The following is a 19,800-nucleotide window of genomic DNA, read 5'->3' on the forward strand; positions in this document are numbered from 1 at the left end:
GGCCCGTTAAAAGGCGGTGTGGGAACCACTGGCCACCGTCCACTGATAGGTGTTCCCGGCATGTGGTCGGCCAAGGTTCAGGGCATGCGCTTCGCCGGGGCAGCCGTGGCCGCGGCGGTGCTGCGCTCCATTGACAGGGCCGGCGGGGAGCCCGTGGTCCTGTTCCCCGGCAGCAGCGAGTCGGCGGCCGAACAGCTTTCCAGGCTGGACGGCGTGGTCATCCCCGGCGGGGCCGACATCGACCCGCGGCGCTACGGGAGTGAACCGGACGAACACTATTGGCCGGCCGACCATCCTGGGCAGGACGACTACGAAGCGGCGCTCTTGCGGGCCTGCCTGGATTCGGAGATCCCCATGCTGGCCATCTGCCGGGGCATGCAATTGCTCAATGTCATCCACGGCGGAACACTCTTGGGGCATTTGGCGCCCGGAGCCGTTGAACACCGCGGTGCCGAACACCCGGTGACCTGCGAACCGGGAACGCTGCTGGCCACGGTGCTGGGGGATGCCCCGGTGCGCACCTCGTCGTACCACCACCAAGCGGTAGACCGCGTGGGCGAGGGACTGCGGGTTGCCGCCCGGGCCACGGACGGGGTCATCGAGGCCCTGGAGGTTCAGGGGGCACGGCTGCTCGCCGTCCAGTGGCACCCAGAGGACCTGGCAGGGGAATCGGCGAGCGACCACGCAATCTTTGAGTGGGTCGTCGAGGCTGCGCGGAACCGACGGACAGGGGTGCCAGCGCCCAAGGAGACAGGCACATTGGAGGCAATGGCCGTATGAGTGCCAAACCATGCGAAGACCTGGTGCTTGCGCTGGAGGACGTCATTCCCGAGGGATTCGACCGGTTGCCTCCGGATGCGCCCGTGGTGGCCGTGGTCGTCTCGCTGACCTTCCCGGGGATGGTCGGTGAAAGCTATGGCATCATGCGCGATTTCACCCGGAGCGTCTTTGACCAGCTGCTCGAGAGTGGTGCCCGAGCAGTCTTGATCGACAGCGCCGCGGCTGACCCGCAAAGCGCGCTGGCGGCCGAGGCCGCGGATGGGGTGCTCTTCCTGGGCGGCGGGGACGTGGATGGAGGACTCTATGGGCTCGAGGGCGCCATTCCGCATGCATATGGAGTGGATCGAACAGCCGACGAATTCTGCATCGACATGATCCACCGGACCCTCGAACTGGACCAGCCGCTGCTGGCGATCTGCCGGGGTTCACAACTGTTCAACGTGGCGCTCGGCGGGACCCTGATCCCGGACATCGTTCCCTCCACCCTTCACCAGGGGCAAAGTGGACAGCCGATGTTTCTTGATGAAGGGATCACCCTGGGGGAAGGCAGCAAGATTCGCCGGATCCTGGGCCGTGAACGCGTCATTGTGCGCTCCGGACACCACCAAGCGGTGGACCGCGTGGCACCGGGCCTGGTGGTCAGCGCCGTGGCCGACGACGGCATTGTCGAGGGCACGGAGCACCCCGGCCGCACCTGGGCCGTGGCCGTGCAATGGCATCCGGAAGACCGTGACGGATCCGCTGAAGACCGCCGGGCGATCTTTGGCGCCTTGGTGGAACAGGCCGCGTTGCGGCGGGTGCGCATGGCGCAACACGCGTAAACGTACCGGTGCTTGTGGCGGGTCGAAACATTTGCGGCCCGCCACAAGCCACTATGCGGGAACAAGCACGGAAAGGCCCAGGTGCGGGACATCCAAGGCAACGATTCGGCTTCCGGAGGGAGCCGCCTTGATCCGTTCCCCCACGAGATAGGCACCGGAATTGCCAATAATGACGCGATCGCTTGCATTCAGCAGCGCTGCGTCGCCGGGGATGGAACGTAGCGTCGGCAACAAGATGTCCTCCAGGGCCCGCACCGTGACGTCGTAGCCGGCGACGCCCGCAAATTCCCCATTGATATAGAACGGCGCGGTGTGCGTGAGGATGTACTCGTCCGAGCCCAGGTAATCTACGTAGGGCCCCCACATGGTTTCTTCGCCGGTTCGTTCGGCCGCCGTGAAAAAGGGCAGCCGCTCGTAGTCGTAGAACCGCTCGCCGGCCGGGTCGAGGTCCACGACGAGCTTTTCGACTCCATGCGGTCCGGGCGTCCACCATTCAAGGATGCCTTGGCCCTCGCTGACCCGGGTCGAGGAAAACGTTGCACCCGAGCCAATGGCGAATGGATGGCCTTCCAAGAAGTCGGCAGCAAGGTCCTTGAGCCCGGCCAAGTCGTCCTTGGAGACGTGTGCGCCCCGGGAAACGTGGCCGGCGAACAAATCAGTGACCGATGCGGCCAATCCATAGGCGGCCGATGACGCGTCGTTGAACCAATCTGCGATGGTCCTCAAGGCGGCTTCTGCGGGTTGGAACGTACTCATTCGCCATCCTCGGGGTCGGTTGAATAGCTCAGTGCCAGCTTGGTGTCGATGAGATGGTGGATATTGCGCCGAATGTGTTCCAGTACCAATTGCTGGCCTTGCTGGCTTCGGTTATCGGCCACGGCCCGCACCAGCGCCAGATGCTCGGCGGTGGCCCGTTCGGGATCGACCTCTCCGGCCAGCGGCGACCACAGGACCTCCACCGTTTCCGCCTGCAGCCGGATCTCTGCATTTGCCAGGCGGGTGGATTGGGCCGTCACGGCCAATTCAATATGAAAACGGCTGTCGGCTCGCGCCCTGGCCTGGGCGTTGTCGGCCAGAACCAATGAGCGGGCCAAATCCTGCAGTCGCTCCAGTTCATGCGGCTCGGCCCGGTCGCACGCCAATCGGACGGTGGCCGCGGCAATGGCTGACTGCTCGTCGCCCAGGTCCCTGATCTCGGCAATTGACATGTCCCTGAGCCAAGTGCGCATGGCATCCAGCTGGAATTGTGGTTGCTTAAGGATGAACGTTCCGCCATTGCGTCCGCGCCTGGTTTCCACGATTCCTTGGTCACGCAAGACTGCCAAGGCGTCCCGGAGCGTCGCCGCGGCCACACCGAACATTTCGGACATATCGATCTCATTGGGCAGGCGTTCCCCGACACGCAGCATGCCCAAGGTGATCGCCTTGGAAATTCGGTTGACGATGGCATCCGAACGCTCCAGATCGGGCAACGATCGATAGATCTGCGACTGGAAAGACATGTTCAAAGCCAAACCGGGTACTCCAAGCCAAACAATCGGGAATTCCGCCCAGTCTATCGGCAACAACGCCGGAAATCCCCGAGGCGCCACATCTCATGTGATCACCGATCAACCAAGCTCAATCAGGGAAAGAACAGCTCGCCGTGTCCCGGATGCGCTTGAAAGGACCCCTGTATGACAAGGCGACTCAAAGCCTGTGCGGGTCGGAAATTTCCTGGACCGGATCGCCGCCAAAATCCGGAGGCGCAAAACATCGGGACAGCGTCCAACCTCCGAGGGCTGCGACAAAGCCGCCCGCGGTGTTGGTGATGACGTCGGTGATGTCCGCGGCCCGGTTGTTGTCCAACAGCAGCTGGTTCACCTCGATGCAGACCGAGAGTCCCAGCACCAGCAACGTCGTCTTGGCGACCGAGTGGCTGCGCCAGCAAAAAGCAAGCAGCAATGCCATCGGGGCAAAAAGCCCGAGGTTGGCCGCAAGCTCGAAGCCGAGGTCGCGTTCCCCGTGGGCCAGGAACGGAACCCAGTTGAACGTGCCGCCCGGAATCGACGGATCCGGCTGCGGCGCTGCGGGAAAGACCGCGACCACCAACCCGATCGACCACAACGGAAGAGCCACCCCGACGATCCTGCGAATGCGCGTCCGGTCGCCGCTCCGGCGCAACAGCAACAGACGGGCCAGCAACAGGGCGCACGCCAACAAACCGAGCGTGACCAGCACGGAAACGGTGGAAGCGGGGAAATAAAGCATAGAGCCACGAGCCTAGCCCACCACCCTGGGAACGTGCTGTCTCATACCCGGGTATGAGCCGGGAGGCCCCCAAGTAGGGCCCTGCGGATGATCCAAAACCATACAGCCGCGACATATCGTGGAGGCATGACCATTACTGCACCTCATACCAGCACCGATATCGCTGTCTACGCCACGGGCCTAAGCAAGATCTACGGCGAGGGCTCGACCCGCGTCGAGGCCCTGCGCGGCGTCGATGTTTCCTTCACCCGCGGACGCTTCACGGCCATCATGGGCCCGTCGGGCTCCGGCAAGTCCACCCTGATGCACTGCCTCGCCGGCCTCGATGAGGCCAACGGCGGCCAGATCTTCATCGGCGGCACCGATATCTCCAAGCTGAATGACGATGCACTGACCAAGATGCGCCGCGAAAAGGTCGGCTTCGTCTTCCAGTCCTTCAACCTCGTCCCGACGCTGACCGCCGAGGCGAACATCCTGCTCCCGCTGGCCCTGGCCGGCAAGAAGCACGAGGCGGCCTGGCTGGAAACCATCGTGACGACGCTGGGCCTCAAGGACCGCCTGAACCACAAGCCGCACGAACTCTCCGGCGGCCAGCAGCAGCGCGTGGCGGTGGCCCGCGCCCTGCTCACCCGCCCCGAGGTCGTCTTCGGCGACGAACCGACCGGCAACCTGGACTCCCGCACCGGCGCCGAGGTGCTCTCGCTGCTGCGTTCCTCTACCCGCGAAATGGGCCAGACCATCATCATGGTCACCCACGATGCGGTCGCGGCCTCCTACGCGGACACCGTGCTGCTGATGAAGGACGGCCAGCTCGTCGGGCAGCTCGAGGATCCCACCGTTGAATCGGTGACCCAGGCACTCTCCGGTTTGGGAGCCTAAATTGATCCAGCTAGCCCTCGCAAACCTCAAGGCGTATTCTCGCCGGTTCATCGCGGTGATCCTCGCGGTCATGATCGGCACGGCCTTCCTCGCCGCGACCCTCATGGTCAACGCCTCGGCCACCGAATCCCTGAAAAACAGCATCGGCTCGGCCTACGCCAGCGCCGACCTGGTCATCAACGGCGACATGACCGCCGCCTATGACAAGGAAGAAGAACCCAAGAGCGAGTCGTTCTCGCTCGGCGCCAAGGCCCTGGAAGCAATCGGCAAGACCCCCGGGGTGGCAGCCGTCCATGGGATCAGCAACACCGGGGCCAGCGTCCAGGCAGGCAGCAAGCGCTACTTCGCCAAGGTCAGCACCCCCGCTGCCGACACGCAACTGAACACCACCGCCCTGGAAAGCGGCGCCATGCCAGTCCGCAGCGACCAGATCGCGGTGGATGCCGTGTACGCCAAGGAATACAACATCTCGGTCGGCGACACCCTCGAGGTCTCCGACGGATCCGACAGCGCCAAGGGCCGGCACGTCATGGTCACCGGCATCACGGCAACCTCCAACGACCCCATGAGCGGCTCTGTCATGAGCCTGTCGGTGACCCCCGACCTGCTGAAAACGCTCATGGCCGACGCAACCTCCGACTACGAGCAGATCATTGTCCGCGCCGAGGACCCTGCGGCCCTCGCTTCGCTGAAGACCGCGCTTGGCACTTCCATTGAGGGCACGGGCGTCAAGTACTTCACGGTGATGACCCCCGACGAGCGCATCGTCGCCGACATCGCCATGTTCTCCGACGGAAACGACCAGCTCACCATCGTGCTGTTGGTCTTCGCACTGATCGCCCTGGTGGTCACCGGGCTGGTTGTCATGAACACCTTCTCGGTGCTGGTTGCCCAGCGCACCCGGGAACTGGCGCTCATGCGCACCCTCGGTGCCGTGCGCTCCCAGATCCGGGCCTCGGTGCTCGTCGAGGCACTGATCGTGGGGCTACTGGCCTCGGCCGCCGGCGTCCTGCTGGCCACCGGCATCATGTCGCTGCTGATCAAGATCCTGGCCGCGAACGTGTCCGAGATGTCCTTCGCGACCCTCGCGGTTCCGCCGCTGGCCGTCCTGGGGACCATTGCCGCGGGAACGCTCATCACCCTTGTCGCCGCGTGGGTTCCGGCCCGCAAGGCCATGGCCGTTGCACCGCTTGCCGCGTTGCGCCCGGCCGACGACGTGTCGCTGGCCAACACCTCCGGCAAGATCCGGATCATCCTCGGCCTGCTGCTGCTGGCCGCGGGCACCGCGGCGCTTGTCTACGGCGCGGCCAAGGGCGACCTGCTGATCGCCTTCGGCGGCGGACTGCTTTCCTTCCCGGGCATCCTCATGCTCGGTTCGCTCTTCCTGCCCAAGAGCGTCTCACTCATCGGCAAGCTGACCGCCGGAGGATCCGTCCCGGGCAAGCTGGCCAGCGTCAACGCGGTCCGCAACCCGGGACGCACCACCGCCACCGCCACGGCATTGCTCATCGGCGTGACGCTGGTGTCCATGATGATGGTCGGCGCCCAGACGGCAAAGTCCTCCCTGGGCGATGCACTGGGTGGAGAATTCCTTGTGGACATGGAGGTCCAGAACGGCGACCTGTCCACCCTGACCCCGGGGAACCTGGGCAAGGTCCGGGAAATGGACGGAGTGAAGTCCGCCGCGCTGCTGACCCAGGTGGGCGAGACCGACGACGAACAGCCGCTCTATGCCATGGACGCCACGGAGATGGCGGCTGTGCTGAACACCGACCGGCAGCTGCCCAAGGCCGGCGAGGTACTGGTGGCCAGCTACTGGGACGGCAAGACCACGAAGGCCGTCGGCGACGACGGCAAAAAGGGCGAACTGAAGCTGCTCATCAGCGACGCCAACATGATCGACTCGGTCATGACCTGGGAAACCGCCTCCAGCGTGCTTGGCGTTTCGCAGGGCAAGACCGCCGCCGACACCCAGGCCAAGCTCTGGCTCAAGGTCGACGAATCGCTCAGCGGCGCGGACCTGCGCACGCTGGCCACGGACCTGGCTTCCACGCTGAACGTCGACGAATACGCGGTGGGTGGCGGCGTCATGGAAAAGCAGATGTTCAACCAGGTCATCGACATGCTGCTGCTGATCGTCTCCGGCCTGCTGGCCGTGGCGGTGTTCATCGCGCTGATCGGTGTGGCCAACACGCTGAGCCTCTCGGTGCTCGAACGAACCCGCGAGAACTCCCTGCTGCGGGCCCTTGGCCTGACCCGCGGGCAGTTGCGCGGCATGCTGGCCACCGAGGCCGTGCTGATCGGCGGCGTCGCGGCGCTGCTCGGCGTGCTGATCGGCACCGCCTACGGCCTGCTCGGTGCACAGTCGGTGATGGCGTCCTTCGGATCCATGGTGGTTTCCATCCCGTGGTTCCAGCTGGCCGGCGTCATTGCGATCAGCGTCGTGGCGGCCCTGGCCGCCTCGATTGTCCCGGCACGCCGTGCCGCCAGGCTGGCCCCGGTACAGGGGCTCGCCAGCGAGTAACTGCCAAGGACAACTAGTTCCCTGAAGGGTCCTGCTCGAGTGCGAGCAGGACCCTTCAGGCGTCCAATCGAATTTCCGCGGTATCTTGGTCGGCCCTGGCTGGAACCGTCAACGCCGACCCTTTATATAGTTCAGAAAAGAATTGATAGTCACGTGCATTCATGAATTCGGTGTCAGGGGGGACTGCTTCCTTCTCGTCGGGCCGGCAGCGTAGTATTGATGCTCTATGTCATTCCGCGATGGTTCAGGAATATCAACAGTTTTCAGGATGGTGGAATAATCGATGTCGACAGCACTATCCAAAACTGTTTCATGAAAAAGACCGGCATCAATGCTAATTTCTAAAATGACATTAATGCCAGTTTTGGTCATTTCGGCAACACAGAGGCTTGCCCACCGCGAAGCATTAAGGTTCTCGTCAAATGAAGATTCATCACCAGGCTGGTTTCATCTTGGCTTCAGCAGCAGCAATCTTGGGCTTGACTGGTTGCACGTCGGGCGGCCAGAGCGGGCCACTCCAGTTTGGCAACGACGAAGGAACCGTCGATTCCCGCTTGTGTGGTCCGAACGCGCGCAAATCACATGAGATCTTCTATGCGCAGACCGCAACCAACCCCACCGATAAAGAACTTGAGATTGTTGGTCTTTCCCTTTTGAAGACTCATAACGTGACACAAAAGTCGGATTTGGCAGTAGTGCTCCCGGAAACGGAAGAACCGGTGTTCTACATTCATTTCGAGGACCCGGCGGATGAGGGAAATTCAGGAGCTATGGCACTGATTGGCCAGATGCAGCTGGCAGAGGGATTCTCCATACCGGCAAATGCGACGGTTCTCTTGTCGGTGAGAGCATCGATCGACGATCCGGAATCGCATACATCGGTCTCCCAGATGGCAATTGAGTACAAGGCAAACGGAAAGAAATTCGTAGAGAAGAATGGCATGTCGTGGCAAACCAAGGATTCGGCATGCGGCGAATAAAGGCCTAGGCCGCGGGATCCTGCTCGAGTGCGAGCAGGACCCTTTTGGCGTCCAGCCCGCCGAGGTATCCGCCCAGCGAACCATCGCTGCGCAGCACCCTGTGGCAGGGCACCAGGATCGGCAACGGGTTGGTGGCGCACGCGGTGCCGACGGCACGCACCGCGGCCGGGCGGCCGGTCAGCGCGGCCATCTCCTTGTAGCTGGCGGTGTGGCCGTAGCCGATGCGCGGCAGCGCCAGCTGGACTTCCAGCCGGTATCCGCTGCTGAGCCGGTGGTCCAGGGAAAGCTCGAACCCGGTGCGGGCGTGCGTGAAGTACTCGTCGAGCTGGGTTGCCGCCGCATCCAGCGGGGCCCGGCGGTGCAACACGCGCACCCCGACCTTCTCCGCCAGGGATCCAAGCACCGCGTCGAAGTCCTCCGAGCCGAAGGCGACCCGCACGATTCCGCGCTCGGTTGCCGCCAGCATCAGCTGCCCCAGCGGCGAATCCACCAGCCGGTAGGAGACGTCGATCAGGCCCTCGGCGGCGGCGCGCTCGGCCAGGTTTTCCTTCAACATGTCGATTTCATGCATGGCAAGTTCACTCATCACGGTTCCTCCGAAACATCCAGTAGTTTGCGCAGAGATTTGATGCCGTCGGCCGCGGCCCGGCGCAACGAGGCGGCACTGCCGCCCAGGAACTCCGGGATCTCCGCGTACGGGAAGCCGAGCAGGTAGTGGTAGCCGATCACCCGGCGCTGCAGCTCGGTGAGCGAACCCATCGCATCCCACAGCCCGGCATGGTCGAACAACCCGTCCTGCCCGAAGCCCCCGGACGGCACGGCCTGCTCCGGCACGGAATCCACCGGGACCGGGTGCCGCGAGCGCAGGGCGTCGATCGCCTTGCGCCTGGCAATGGTGATCAGCCAGGCCTGCACGTTGGCGCCCGGCTCGAGCCCGGGGTAGGCACGCAGGGCCGCGAGGAACGTTTCGCTCCACGCGTCCTGCGCGTCCGGTCCCGGGCGCAGCAGCGCCGTGCACATGCGCAGCACCGCCGGCCCGTGCTCGCGCACCACCAGCTCGAAGGGCGGGTTCGTTTTCATCTCCACACCATGTAAACGCACCCGGTCCCCGTTATGTGAGGTGCTGGCCCAATATTTATTAGCGCAGGATGATCGACGTGGCCACGGCGGGGGAGCGGCCCGACTCCACGAAGCCCGAGACGTTGGAGCCCGGGTGCTTGATGATGTCGGTGACCGACCCCAGGTGCTTGGACAGGTCGATCTTGTCCTCCGGCGCAGCAAGCAGCAGCTGGAAACCGAATTCCTGCAGCGCGTTGATGCCCGCCGCGGCGTACTCGGAGTTCGCCTGGATGAACGCCTCGTCGATCATCACCGTGCCGTAGGCGGTGAAGCCCGCGGTCGCGAAGCCCAGCTGGTAGGCCAGGGCCGCGCCCATGATGAAGGAGGTGAAACGCTGGCCCTCGCCGCCGGAGAGCGTGCCCGGTTCCAAGCCCGTCTCCAGCTCGCCGTTGGGCTTGTGCTCGTTGCAGCTGATGGTCACGTGCTGGCGCACGTCCAACACGGTGTCGCGCCAGGCGGCCCGCGACGGGTCGTCCAGCGAATCAACCAGGTACTCGAGCGCCTTGTAGCTTTCGCTCAGGGTCGCCGAGCCGCGCGAGGAATACGCCCCCGCCAGCGCGTCCTTGAGCGCCTGGCGGAAGGCCCGGGCCTCGTCGGGGACCGTGGTCTTGACCTCGAGCGCCAGCTTGGAGCCGTGCTCGAACGGCACGTCCGCAAGGATCTGGTTCAGCGGGGAGATGCGCTCGGCGATCTGCCGGCGTTCCTCCTCCAGCAGCTGCAGAAGGTCGGAGAAGCGTTCGTAGGAGCGGTTGGAGAAGTACTCGCGGAACTCTTCCTCGTGCTGCGGCAGCCCTTCCTCGATGATGCCCTGGTGCAGCGCCACGTAGTGGTCCGCGGCCTCGACGCCGGTGCCGAAGCTGACGGCCGCCGAATTGCCGAACTCGCGGGCGAAGGCCTTGAAGGTGTCCTTCAGGGCAGCCTCAAGCGTGTAGGTTTCGCGCTTGAGCTCGGCCCCGGATTCCGACAGCGCGAGCGCGAGCCCGTTCAGCGCCGCCTCCAGTTCGGCGGTGCCGACCGGCTGGCGCTGTTCCAGGCGGGTGATCAGCGGGGCCAGTTGTTCGCTGGCGGCAAGCATGTCGCTGGCCCATTCCTCGGTGGCCGAATCCCGGACCTTGGCCGCGCGCAGCGCCGCCGAGGCTTTCTCCAGGTTGCGGGCCAATGTGGCGGCCTCGGCGCGTGCCACGGCCAGCGTGCCCACGCATTCCTCGAGTTCCGCGCGTGCGGCGTCGAGGGCACGGCGCACCGGGGACAGGTCCCCGGAGGTGGACAGGGCCTCGGCCATGCGGGCCTCGAGGTCCTGCAGCGTGGCCAGCGCGCCGGAGGCGTCAAGCGACGCAAAGCTGCGTTCATCCGAGGCCAGCGTGCCCAGCAGGGCAAGCTTGGCGGCAAGCTGTTCCTTGGCGGCCGAGCGGTCGTTGGCGACGTCCTCGATGCGGGCCAGCTCCTGCACCAGCGAGGCAAGCTTGGCCTCCAGTTCGGAGATCTTCTCCGCGTTAGTGAAGCCCAGCAGGTAGTCCGAGGCGGCGACCGAGCGGGTGTCGCGCTCGAAGCTGCCGGCGCCGGTCTTGATGGTGCCGGCCATGGAGATGGCCTTGTCGTGGATGTGCAGCCCGGCGTCCGATTCGACGCAGACCAGCGGGTAGTCGGCGGAGATCTTCGCGCGCAGCCAGGTGCCCGCGTCCGAGTGCTTGAAGTCGAGCTTGCCGACCAGGTCGCCGGGCCCGGGGGTGACCTCGCGCGGGGTCCTGGAGATGTCGTTCCAGCGGATGCGTCCCAGCCCGCTGAGCGAGTCGATGGCGTGGGTGACCGACTTCAGGTCCTCGCCGCGCACCAGGATGGTGGTGGCCAGGGACCGCAGCGCCTTTTCCGCGGCGGGGCGCCACTGCCCGTGGGCTGGGGACAAGTCGATCAGCTCGCCGGCAAACGGCAGGTCCTCGATGCCCAGCTTGGTGGCGGCGGCGATGGCGCGGCGGGCGGCGATCGAACGGTCGTCGATGTTGGAGCCGCGCTTGGCGTAGGAATCGATCTGCAGCTTGAGCTTGGAGATCCGGTCCTTCAGGTTCATCACGTTCGCCATGGCCTCGTACTCCATGGTGCGCGCGTCCTTGGCGATGGAGGAAAGGTTCTCCGCGCTCACGGCCGCCTGCCGGCGCATGGCCTGCAGGCCGGAGGCCGTGAAGGTGAAGTTCAGGCCCGCGGCCTCGAAGTCGGAGCGCAGCGTGCGCAGCACGGCCTCGCGCTCGGCCAGCGACTTGCGGGCGGCCTCGGCCTCGCGTTCAAGGGCGGCGAGCCCGGCGCCGCCTCCGGCCTCGAGCTGTTCGTTCAGCGAGGTCACCTTGGTGTCGAGCACGGCCTTGCGGGCCGTGGTTTCCTCGATGAGCGCCGCGTTCTTTTCCACCGCCGAGCTCAGGTGCTCGGTTTCGCTCTGCAGCGCCCGGGTTGCCAGCTGCGCACCGAATGCCGGCAACTGGGTGGTGACAAGGCTGTTGAGCTTTGTCAGTTCCTTGCTGAGTTCCTCGTGGCGCAGCTTCTGCTCGGGCACGTTGGCCAGGGCGTCGCGCTGGGCGCGGGCCTCCTCCAGCTGGCGGTGGATGCCGCGCAGGTGGGAGAAGTCCTCGATGGCCCCGGTCGCGGCCTTCATGGTCGTCGGGATTTCCAGCACCTCGTAGCGGAAGAACTGGTTGACGCCCTTGTCCAGGCCCTTGCCGTTCTGCAGCGTGCGCAGCAGCGAGAACGCCTTGTCGTTGTCGATGCCCAGGCGGCGGCGGAACTTCTCCGCGAACGCGCGGTGCACGTCGAAGGCCTCGAAGCCGGGAAGTGACTTCTGCAGCGAGGACGGGGTGAAGCGGCGGGCGCCGTGGTTCTCCAGTGCCGCGGTGTCCAGCACCCGGTCGCCCATGACGTAGTGCTTGCCGACCTGGCCCTCGAGCCCGTTGGCGGGCAGGTCGAAGATCGCGCCGATGCAGACGTTTGATCCCAGCCCGTCCTCATAGACCAGGGCGATGGCGCTCCAGCTGGCGCCGGGGCGCTGGTAGAGCGTGCCGGCCTCGGTCTTGAAGCGGCGGCCGCGCATGTAGGAGTAGGTGGTGCGCCGGTCCTTGCGGGTGGAGGCCTCGTGCGCGGATTCGTTCAGCCGCGGGGCCGCGTAGAAGATGTGCCCGATGCCGTCGAAAAGCGTCGACTTGCCCACGCCGGGGTGGCCGGTGAGCAGGGTTCCGGCGCGGTCGACGTACAGGGTGTGGCGGCCGTGGAAGGTGCCCCAGTTGATCACCTGGATCTGGGTCAGCCGGTGCTGGCCGGGGTTCACTGCGTCGGAGAGCGGCAGGGTCATTTCGATGCTCATGCGTCTTCGGTCTCCAGTTCAAGTTCTTCGGTGTCGTCCGCGCCCACGCGCTCGATCGCGGCGATGTAGTCGGGGATTTCCTCGATGGTCGCGAAGGGCAGGGCCAGTGCCAGGGCGCCGGAGACCTTGTATTCGTCGGCCAGCTCGGTGGGCAGGATCAGCTTCAGGCTCAGCAGGCGGGCCAGCGCCGCGTCGGTGGTTTCCTCGAGCTTCTTGTCATCAGTGTCCCCGGGGGCACGGTGTTCGAGCAGGATTTCGCGGGCGGCCTCGCGGGTGACGACCGCGTCGGTGCCGGAGCCGGCGTGGCGTTCGAGCAGCAGGCGCAGGCGCAGCGCCAGCAGCGTTTCCTCGCGCTTGAGCGCGCGACGCGGGGCGATGGCGGTGGTGTGCGCGGCCTCAAGGGCGACGGGGCTCAGCAGCGCGATCTTGCGCGAGGCATCGACCTCGAGGACCAGGAAGATCTCGGCGACGTACGCGGAGATCTCCGCCCGGCGGTCCAGCACCAGCTGCCAGAGCCGGGGTTCGGCGACCCCGTCAAGGTAGGGGCCGCGCAGCAGGCGGACCAGGAGCTGGCGCAGCGGCAGTTCGAAGGAACCCGTGTCGCCCTCGAAGAGGCGGCGTTCGGCTGCGGCGCCGGAGGGCAGTTGCGTACTCATGCTGGATCCTTCGTGAAGCTGATGGCTGGCACCAGGGCGGTGCGGGTGGTGCCGTCGACCTGGGTGAAAGTGATTTCTTCGAAGCTTGTTTCATCCGGGTCCTCGCCGCCGAGGCGGGCGGCCTCGATGAGGTAGCGGATGGTGTTCAGGTGCTTGTGCCGGTCCTCGAGCGTCTTGTAGGCCTCGGTCAGCGACACCGCGCCGCCGGATGCCGATCGCGCGGCCGACAGCGCCCTGTTCAGGGCCGGGACATCGGGGCTCGGGGTGCTCGGGGTGCGGCGTATGTCCGCGACCGAGAGTTCCGGAGGCGCGGCAAGCTTCGGCGGGGCCACGTGTTCGTCCGGGTCGTAGATGCCCAGCCCGGCGATCGAGGTGAAGCGCGGGCTGTAGAGCTTGATCGGGGCGACCAGCGTGCGCGAATGCAGGGCACGCGAGGACGCGACGGCGAGTTCGGCTGCACGCACGGCCTCGCGCAGCACGGCGGCTTCCTTGAATTCCTCGGATTGCACGTAGGCGTGCAGGGATTCCGAAAGCCTGCCGTAGGACTGGTGGACCTCGGAGGCTTGGCGGCGCAGCTCGCGCAGCAGGTTCGCCAGCGTGTGGCGTTCCTGCGCGTCAAGGGAATCGACGAAGTCGCGTTCGAGCACCTCGTTGACAGCCTCGCGGAAGCGCACCTGCGCCTCCGGTGAGTTCAGGAACTCGGTGAAGCCGCGGAAGGTCTCGCCCTGCGGGGTGCTGCGCAGCTGCTTGTCGCCCTCGAGCACCGCGCCGATGGCGACGCCCTTGACGGTCGAGGATTCCATGATTTCCCCGCGCAGCGCGTGGAGCATTTCCTGCACGCCGTCGCGCATGCGCTTGAAGTCCGCGGGCAGGCCCGAAGCCATGTCCAGCACGGATCGGGTTGCCGCAAGCGCGCCCTCCTTGGGCAGCACTGCGGGGGAGGTGCCGTCGCGCAGCGCGGTGATCTTTTCCTGACGTTGGGCGATTTCCGCTTCCAGAGCGCGGATACGGGCGGCCGGGTCGGGGTCGGTTTCATGGGCCAGGGACTCGAGGGAAACCAGCAGGGTGTTCAGCCGCGAGGAGTTCAGGTTGGTGCGGTCACCTGAGAAGTCCGCAAGGAACTTGAGCACGCGGGCCGTCTGCGCGGTGGGTTCGTAGACAAAGTGCCCGTCGACCAGGGGCCTGGCCAGAAACTGGTTTTTCACCCAGGCATCAGCATACTGCGCGGCCGTCATGGAGTCGTTGAAACCGGGGTCCTCGGCGCGCACCACCTTGAGGAACGCCTCGAGGGAGGCCTGGAAGACCTCCAGCCCGATCCGGGGCTTAGCGCTGGTGAATTCTGCACGCAGGAAGGCAACTGCCCACGGGGCGGTGGAGAGCAACTTCCAGGCCGCCGAGGACCTGAATTGTTGCGTCTGACTCCACAGCGGGCTCGCTGGGTGGGTAGGTCGCATCACGGTCCTTTTGCGGGGGATTGAACCCAACAATCCTAGTCCATCGGCGCGCCGATTTAAGGTTCGCGTGCAGGAGGGTAAGGTCGGTTGCGCCGATCCAACGACCAATACACGGCATTGGCCGCGGAGAGGAAAAGGGAGAAGGTGCTTCAACGCACTCGCCTGGCCGCAGCCGTGGTGGCTGCCGCGGCACTGGTACTTGCAAGCTGTACGCCTGGGTCCCCGGGCGCGGCCGCACCAAGCAAGCAGGCTGCAACAGTATCCATCCCGGCACCGGCACCGGCTCCGGCAACCGACCCCCCCCACAACCCAAACCCCCGCAACCCAAACCCCCGTGACACACGCAACAGGGGAACCGGCCGCACCCACTGAAGCCGAGCTCCTCGGCAGGGCCCGGACCTTGGCCGCCGGCTACGACTACGATGCCGCGGCCAAGGCGCTGGCGGGGCTCACAGGCGAGGAAGCCGAGGCTGCGCGAACCGGGATCGCCAAGGCCGGCGCCATGGAGTGGAAAGACAATTCGAAGATCTCGCACCTGTTCTTCCACCCGCTCATCGTCGATCCGAAGCGTGCCTTCGACGGGGATAGCCGCCAGCGGGGATACCCGGACTACATGGTGACCATGAAGGAATTCGGCAAGATCAATGACGAGCTCCACAATCGCGGTTTTGTGTTGGTGAACCCCTCCGACATTGCGGGCTTGGACAAGAACGGCAAGATGGCCTACCGGAGGTCCTCCTGCCCAAGGGCAAGACGCCGATCGTCCTGTCCGAGGACGACGTGAGCTACTACGAATACATGGACGGCGACGGCTTCCCTTCCAAGGTCCTGATCGATGACCACGGACAGGTCAAGAGCGAATACCCCGATGCCCACGGCAAGACGAGCATCGGCGCCTACGACGTGGTCCCGCTCATCGACGAGTACGTCCGGAAGCACCCGGACTTCTCCTCCCGCGGGTCCAAGGGCCCCGTCGCAATGACCGGCTACAACGGGGTGCGGGGGTACAGGACCTCCAAGAGCGAATACCCCAAGAGCAAGACCATGGCCAAGGACACCGAGACCGCCACGCAGGTGGCCGATGCCATGAAGGCCAACGGCTGGGTCTTTGCCTCGCACTCCTGGGGGCACATCGACATGGGCAAGACCCCCATGCCGAGGTTCGCGAGGGACATGAAGCTGTGGGATGCGGAGGTCCGTCCGATCATCGGGGACACCGACCAGCTCATCTACCCCTTCGGCGCCGACATTGCCCGTGTGGAGAGGTACGGAGCGCCAGGTACGACGCGCTCAGGAAGGACGGATTCGACTTCTTCTACGGGGTCGACGGAACCACGGCCGCCTGGGAGCAGAAGGGCGATTCCTACCTGCGCCAGGCCCGCATCAACCTCGACGGACTGCAATTCGCCAAGGAAAGGCGCGGGGACCGGCCGGTGCTGAAGACCTTCTTCGACGTGAAGAAGGTCGTGGACCCGGCCAGGCCCGAGTAGGGTCCCGACGCGGTGGACGCTGGAGGGGTGAGCGGTCCGGGTCCTTTCAGCGCCGGCGCGCAGGGGCCCGATCATCACCGGTGAGTTTGATCCGGGTAGGGATCCTCATTCGCTGGGACCGCTACCCGGATCGCCGTCAGTGACGTCCAGTGGGACTGTCCCCGCAGGAGGACTGCTTAGAACGGTTTGGTCGGAAGGTACTTTCCGTCCAGGGTGATGACTGCCCGGGAGCCTCCCTCCGGGTCGTCAACCTTCTTGATATCCAGTTTGAAATTGATGGCGCTGATGATTCCGTCGCCGAATTGCTCGTGCACCAACGCCTTCAACGTGGAGCCATAAACCTGCAGCATTTCGTAGAAGCGGTAGATGGTGGGGTCCGTTGGAATACCGCCGGGGATGCTCCCGCGCAGGGGAATGGTCTGCAGGAGTCGAACTGCTTCTTGGTCCAGCTCAAGCCGGTTGCCGACCGCTTCCGCGGCGTCGGCCGGGAGTGGATGCTGGCCGAGCAGGGCTGCCGTCACATAGGCGAGGCTGAGTCCGGTGCCGTCCGCAAGTTCCTGCCATGAGAGGTCCTTGCGGGTCTTTGTATCGATGATGACAGCGGTGAGTTCCTCGCGGGGTGTCTGTGAGAACTGGGAATGAATCATGGTGTTTCCTTTCGGGGCTTGGGTTTTTGGGAAGTGGGAGAGGTCAGGCGGCCGGAGCGCATCCGGCAGGCGTGTTTCCTGCGTGCGGGTGGTCGGCCAGGCTGACGAAAAGACCGGAGGAATCGTCCAGCGTGTCAATCGAGCCGGATTCGATGTCATATACCCAGCCATGAAGGTTCAAGGCCTTCTGATCCAGTGCGAGCGCCACCGACGGATGAGTCTTGATGTTGTTCAGCTGTGCGACGACATTCCCGCGAACCATCGATGCCAGTCGTTCCGGGTCTGACGCGTGGGCATGAGCGGCGTTCACGGCCTTGGCCGCATTGGCATGGGCAAGCCAGCTAGCGACGGCCGGCAAGTGCCCAAGGTCCATTCCTGTCGAAATGGCAGTCATTGCACCGCAGTCGGAATGGCCGCAGATGACGATGTCCTTAACGCCCAGGACCGCAACGGCGTACTCGACGGTGGCGGTGACTCCGCCAGGTTCAGGGCCGTAGGCCGGAACGATATTGCCGGCATTGCGCAAGACGAATAGATCGCCTGGCTCCCTTTGAGTAAGGAGCTCTGGCACCACCCGGCTGTCCGAGCAAGTGATAAACAATGCTCCCGGGTTTTGGCTGGTGGCAAGGCGACTGAATAGTCCTGAGCGTTCAGGGAAGGCTTCTCGTTGGAACTTCAGAAAGCCATCGATGATGTCTTGCATGGGCGGGTCTCCTTGCCGTGGGTTGTATTTCAAGGATGACCGCCTTTAGCTATAGTGTCCAAGACCTGTTTTCGATCAAATCAATAGAACTTTCCTATAGTCTGAATGGCATGATGCTGCGCCATGTCCGTTACCTGTCCGCCGTCGCCGAACACGGGAATTTCACCCGCGCTGCGGAAGCGTTGTTCATTTCGCAGCCGACCCTTTCGCAGCAGATCAAACAGCTGGAGAAGTCGCTGCAGGTCCAGCTGCTGGACAGAACGGGACGGACGGTGCGGCTGACCGACGCGGGCGAGGCCTACCTGCACTATGCGAAGCTCGCCGTGCGGGATTTGGATGCCGGTGAACGTGCCATTCACGACGTCAAGGATCTGAGCCGTGGCTCGCTTCGGTTGGCAATGACGCCCACATTCACCGCGTATTTGATCGGTCCGCTGCTTGAGCGATTCAACTCATTGCATCCGGGCATAGCAATCAGTGTGCAGGAAATGACGCAGGACCGGATTGAGGCGGCCTTGGCGGAGGATCGACTTGATCTCGGCATCGCATTTTCCGGGGTTCGGTCGTTGGAGATTGAATCCCAATCGCTGTTTGTGGAAACGCTCAGCATGGTCCGCGGCGAGGCCCATCCACGGGCGGGCCGGAAAGGAGCGGTGACATCGAAGGAGCTGGGGCAAGAGGACTTGGTGCTTCTGAGCCGTGATTTTGCGACGAGGATCCATATCGATAACTACTGCCAGGATCACGGCATTGGGCCACGCATTGCTATCGAGGCCAACTCGATCAGTGCAATCGTTGAAACCGTTCGCCGCGGGCGGCTCGCAACCATTTTGCCCGAGGCAATTGCCCGTGAATACGAGGGGCTTGAGTCGATTGCAATAGTGCCAGAGATTCCCTCGCGCACGGCTTCCTTGCTCCGGAGGAAGGGAGCCTATCGGAACGCAGCCAGCCAGGCCTTCACTGAATTGATTTCAAATTGGAATTAGCAGGGAGTCCCGTTTACAGGGGTGTAATGCCAACTCGTAAATAGTTGCTCCGCACTTGATGCCCGGCACCCAATGATGTGATTGATTCACCGAAGCATGTGGGCCCGGTGCGATTCCGGCCATGCAGGGACAAAGCACACAAAGTTTGTTCTGGTGCTCCGCCCCTGCCAAGGCGGCCGGCTAGAACTCTTCGCTCTCCACGGTCGTCTGCTGGTGGGAGTTGTACCTGCTGCCGTGGATCGTCTCGTTGTTGATGAGGGCGTTGAGTTGGGCCAGCTTGTCCCGGTCCAGCTCGACGTCCAGTGCGCCCATGTTTTCGGCAAGATGCTCGGACTTGGTTGTCCCGGGAATGGCGTGGACATGCTCTCCCTGCGCCAGCACCCAGGCCAGCGACAGGGCCGCCGCGGTGGTTCCCCACTGCGCGGCCAGCTGCTTCAGTCGGTCGACCAGCACCAGGTTCTGCGGGTAGTTTTCGGCGCGGAATCGCGGCATGAAGTGGCGGATGTCCTTCTCCGGCAGGGACTCGATGTCCCGCAGATTGCCCGACAGGTAGCCGCGATACAGCGGGCTGAAGGCCACGAATGCGGTTCCCAGTTCGGCGCAGGCATCCAGCATGGCGATTTCCGGGTTGCGGGTCGCCAGCGAGTATTCGTTCTGCACGGCGTCGATCGGGTACACCGCGTGGGCCTTGCGCAGCGTTGCGGCCGAGATTTCCGACAGGCCGATGCCGCCGATCTTTCCGGCGGCCACCGCCTGCGCCAAGGCGCCAACCGATTCCTCCACCGGGACCTTCGGATCGAGCCGGTGCAGGTAGTACAGGTCGATGCGGTCGGTCTGTAGTTGCTGCAACGACGCATCGACCTGGGCGAGCAGCAGCTCGGGGCGGCCGTCAATGGCGCTGCGCCCGTCGATCAGGGACAACCCGCCCTTGGAGGCCAGGAAGTATTCGTCGCGGCGGTGCTTCAGGTGTTCACCGATGAGTTCTTCGCTGCGCCGGCCGCCGTAGAGGGTTGCCGTGTCGATGTGGTTGACGCCCGCGTCGAGGACCTCGTTAAGCAGGCGCCCGGTTGCCTCCGGAGTCGGGAAGTTGGAGTAGCCGTGAACGATGTTCATGGCCCCGTATCCGAGGGCGTTTACTTTTTGGCCGGCTAGCACACGTGAAGTCATA

At 64.5% G+C, this 19,800-nt stretch carries 20 protein-coding genes; 8 read left to right on the forward strand and 12 right to left on the reverse strand.

Annotation, left to right across the window (positions count from 1 at the left end):
- Positions 1–18: 18 nt before the first annotated feature.
- Complete coding sequence (locus tag JOF47_RS01075) at positions 19–780, forward strand: gamma-glutamyl-gamma-aminobutyrate hydrolase family protein (RefSeq protein ID WP_342592674.1); 762 nt, start codon at positions 19–21, stop codon at positions 778–780.
- A complete protein-coding gene (locus tag JOF47_RS01080) occupies positions 777–1,601 on the forward strand; it encodes a gamma-glutamyl-gamma-aminobutyrate hydrolase family protein (protein ID WP_209995392.1) in 825 nt (274 codons plus the stop codon). Before JOF47_RS01075 ends, JOF47_RS01080 begins: the two co-directional genes overlap by 4 nt.
- 51 nt (positions 1,602–1,652) lie before the next feature.
- On the opposite strand, the gene JOF47_RS01085 is transcribed toward JOF47_RS01080, so the two are convergent.
- From JOF47_RS01085 to JOF47_RS01095, 3 genes are all read right to left on the reverse strand, one after another.
- Positions 1,653–2,357 (reverse strand): cache domain-containing protein, encoded by a 705-nt coding sequence (locus JOF47_RS01085; RefSeq protein ID WP_209995393.1) that lies wholly within the window; start codon positions 2,355–2,357, stop codon positions 1,653–1,655.
- The gene (locus tag JOF47_RS01090) at positions 2,354–3,103 is read right to left on the reverse strand and encodes a FadR/GntR family transcriptional regulator (protein ID WP_209995394.1); all 750 of its coding nucleotides are present in this window, start codon (positions 3,101–3,103) and stop codon (positions 2,354–2,356) included. The genes JOF47_RS01085 and JOF47_RS01090 overlap by 4 nt, the downstream gene beginning before the upstream one ends.
- A gap of 187 nt (positions 3,104–3,290) precedes the next feature.
- Complete coding sequence (locus JOF47_RS01095) at positions 3,291–3,851, reverse strand: VanZ family protein (RefSeq protein ID WP_209995395.1); 561 nt, start codon at positions 3,849–3,851, stop codon at positions 3,291–3,293.
- A 126-nt stretch (positions 3,852–3,977) separates the two neighbouring features.
- Between JOF47_RS01095 and JOF47_RS01100 the strand changes: the two genes are divergently transcribed.
- Complete coding sequence (locus tag JOF47_RS01100) at positions 3,978–4,730, forward strand: ABC transporter ATP-binding protein (RefSeq protein WP_209995396.1); 753 nt, start codon at positions 3,978–3,980, stop codon at positions 4,728–4,730.
- A 1-nt stretch (position 4,731) separates the two neighbouring features.
- Positions 4,732–7,254 carry an ABC transporter permease gene (locus tag JOF47_RS01105; protein ID WP_209995397.1) on the forward strand — a complete coding sequence of 841 codons (2,523 nt, stop codon included), beginning with the start codon at positions 4,732–4,734 and terminating at the stop codon, positions 7,252–7,254.
- Positions 7,255–7,413: 159 nt separating this feature from the next.
- Here JOF47_RS01105 and JOF47_RS01110 read toward each other — a convergent pair whose 3' ends face one another.
- Entirely contained in the window at positions 7,414–7,626 is a 213-nt protein-coding gene (locus JOF47_RS01110; RefSeq protein ID WP_209995399.1) for a hypothetical protein, read from the reverse strand.
- Between the two features lie 50 nt (positions 7,627–7,676).
- Between JOF47_RS01110 and JOF47_RS01115 the strand changes: the two genes are divergently transcribed.
- On the forward strand, positions 7,677–8,234 hold the full coding sequence (locus JOF47_RS01115) for a hypothetical protein (RefSeq protein ID WP_209995401.1): 558 nt from the start codon (positions 7,677–7,679) through the stop codon (positions 8,232–8,234).
- A 4-nt stretch (positions 8,235–8,238) separates the two neighbouring features.
- On the opposite strand, the gene JOF47_RS01120 is transcribed toward JOF47_RS01115, so the two are convergent.
- The 5 genes from JOF47_RS01120 to JOF47_RS01140 are packed head-to-tail and all read right to left on the reverse strand — an operon-like array spanning position 8,239 to position 14,806.
- Complete coding sequence (locus JOF47_RS01120; protein WP_209995403.1) at positions 8,239–8,820, reverse strand: methylated-DNA--[protein]-cysteine S-methyltransferase; 582 nt, start codon at positions 8,818–8,820, stop codon at positions 8,239–8,241.
- Complete coding sequence (locus JOF47_RS01125) at positions 8,820–9,314, reverse strand: RNA polymerase sigma factor (protein ID WP_209995405.1); 495 nt, start codon at positions 9,312–9,314, stop codon at positions 8,820–8,822. The genes JOF47_RS01120 and JOF47_RS01125 overlap by 1 nt, the downstream gene beginning before the upstream one ends.
- A gap of 58 nt (positions 9,315–9,372) precedes the next feature.
- Positions 9,373–12,696: an ATP-binding protein gene (locus tag JOF47_RS01130; protein WP_209995407.1), complete on the reverse strand. Its 3,324-nt coding sequence runs from the start codon at positions 12,694–12,696 to the stop codon at positions 9,373–9,375.
- A complete protein-coding gene (locus JOF47_RS01135) occupies positions 12,693–13,352 on the reverse strand; it encodes a DUF4194 domain-containing protein (RefSeq protein WP_209995409.1) in 660 nt (219 codons plus the stop codon). Before JOF47_RS01135 ends, JOF47_RS01130 begins: the two co-directional genes overlap by 4 nt.
- The gene (locus JOF47_RS01140; RefSeq protein WP_210001284.1) at positions 13,349–14,806 is read right to left on the reverse strand and encodes a DUF3375 domain-containing protein; all 1,458 of its coding nucleotides are present in this window, start codon (positions 14,804–14,806) and stop codon (positions 13,349–13,351) included. Before JOF47_RS01140 ends, JOF47_RS01135 begins: the two co-directional genes overlap by 4 nt.
- Before the next feature lie 334 nt (positions 14,807–15,140).
- Here JOF47_RS01140 and JOF47_RS01145 point away from each other — a divergent pair, with 334 nt between their 5' ends.
- A complete protein-coding gene (locus tag JOF47_RS01145) occupies positions 15,141–15,590 on the forward strand; it encodes a hypothetical protein (RefSeq protein WP_209995412.1) in 450 nt (149 codons plus the stop codon).
- A complete protein-coding gene (locus tag JOF47_RS01150; RefSeq protein ID WP_209995414.1) occupies positions 15,587–16,246 on the forward strand; it encodes a polysaccharide deacetylase family protein in 660 nt (219 codons plus the stop codon). The genes JOF47_RS01145 and JOF47_RS01150 overlap by 4 nt, the downstream gene beginning before the upstream one ends.
- 226 nt (positions 16,247–16,472) lie before the next feature.
- Here the strand turns inward: JOF47_RS01150 and cynS are convergent, their stop codons facing one another.
- On the reverse strand, positions 16,473–16,943 hold the full coding sequence (cynS, locus tag JOF47_RS01155; RefSeq protein WP_245356202.1) for a cyanase: 471 nt from the start codon (positions 16,941–16,943) through the stop codon (positions 16,473–16,475).
- A 43-nt stretch (positions 16,944–16,986) separates the two neighbouring features.
- Positions 16,987–17,646: a carbonic anhydrase gene (locus JOF47_RS01160; protein ID WP_209995416.1), complete on the reverse strand. Its 660-nt coding sequence runs from the start codon at positions 17,644–17,646 to the stop codon at positions 16,987–16,989.
- A 35-nt stretch (positions 17,647–17,681) separates the two neighbouring features.
- On the opposite strand from JOF47_RS01160, the gene cynR reads away from it, so the two are divergent.
- Positions 17,682–18,632 (forward strand): transcriptional regulator CynR, encoded by a 951-nt coding sequence (cynR, locus tag JOF47_RS01165; RefSeq protein WP_209995418.1) that lies wholly within the window; start codon positions 17,682–17,684, stop codon positions 18,630–18,632.
- A gap of 180 nt (positions 18,633–18,812) precedes the next feature.
- Here the strand turns inward: cynR and JOF47_RS01170 are convergent, their stop codons facing one another.
- Positions 18,813–19,799, reverse strand: a complete 987-nt coding sequence (locus JOF47_RS01170; RefSeq protein ID WP_209995420.1) for an aldo/keto reductase — start codon at positions 19,797–19,799, stop codon at positions 18,813–18,815.
- Position 19,800 lies beyond the last annotated feature (1 nt).

The organism is Paeniglutamicibacter kerguelensis (genome assembly GCF_017876535.1).
GTDB classification, from domain to species: domain Bacteria; phylum Actinomycetota; class Actinomycetes; order Actinomycetales; family Micrococcaceae; genus Paeniglutamicibacter; species Paeniglutamicibacter kerguelensis.

Bases quoted from the DNA above. Each gene is read 5' to 3' on its own strand.
- JOF47_RS01095 (WP_209995395.1), bottom strand. From the start codon at position 3,851: ATGCTTTATTTCCCCGCTTCCACCGTTTCCGTGCTGGTCACGCTCGGT.
- JOF47_RS01080 (WP_209995392.1), top strand. From the start codon at position 777: ATGAGTGCCAAACCATGCGAAGACCTGGTGCTTGCGCTGGAGGACGTC.
- JOF47_RS01125 (WP_209995405.1), bottom strand. From the start codon at position 9,314: ATGAAAACGAACCCGCCCTTCGAGCTGGTGGTGCGCGAGCACGGGCCG.
- cynR (WP_209995418.1), top strand. From the start codon at position 17,682: ATGACCGCCTTTAGCTATAGTGTCCAAGACCTGTTTTCGATCAAATCA.
- JOF47_RS01110 (WP_209995399.1), bottom strand. From the start codon at position 7,626: ATGACCAAAACTGGCATTAATGTCATTTTAGAAATTAGCATTGATGCC.
- JOF47_RS01160 (WP_209995416.1), bottom strand. From the start codon at position 17,646: ATGCAAGACATCATCGATGGCTTTCTGAAGTTCCAACGAGAAGCCTTC.
- JOF47_RS01130 (WP_209995407.1), bottom strand. From the start codon at position 12,696: ATGAGCATCGAAATGACCCTGCCGCTCTCCGACGCAGTGAACCCCGGC.
- cynS (WP_245356202.1), bottom strand. From the start codon at position 16,943: ATGATTCATTCCCAGTTCTCACAGACACCCCGCGAGGAACTCACCGCT.
- JOF47_RS01135 (WP_209995409.1), bottom strand. From the start codon at position 13,352: ATGAGTACGCAACTGCCCTCCGGCGCCGCAGCCGAACGCCGCCTCTTC.
- JOF47_RS01085 (WP_209995393.1), bottom strand. From the start codon at position 2,357: ATGAGTACGTTCCAACCCGCAGAAGCCGCCTTGAGGACCATCGCAGAT.
- JOF47_RS01090 (WP_209995394.1), bottom strand. From the start codon at position 3,103: ATGTCTTTCCAGTCGCAGATCTATCGATCGTTGCCCGATCTGGAGCGT.
- JOF47_RS01100 (WP_209995396.1), top strand. From the start codon at position 3,978: ATGACCATTACTGCACCTCATACCAGCACCGATATCGCTGTCTACGCC.
- JOF47_RS01115 (WP_209995401.1), top strand. From the start codon at position 7,677: ATGAAGATTCATCACCAGGCTGGTTTCATCTTGGCTTCAGCAGCAGCA.
- JOF47_RS01120 (WP_209995403.1), bottom strand. From the start codon at position 8,820: ATGAGTGAACTTGCCATGCATGAAATCGACATGTTGAAGGAAAACCTG.
- JOF47_RS01170 (WP_209995420.1), bottom strand. From the start codon at position 19,799: ATGACTTCACGTGTGCTAGCCGGCCAAAAAGTAAACGCCCTCGGATAC.
- JOF47_RS01140 (WP_210001284.1), bottom strand. From the start codon at position 14,806: ATGCGACCTACCCACCCAGCGAGCCCGCTGTGGAGTCAGACGCAACAA.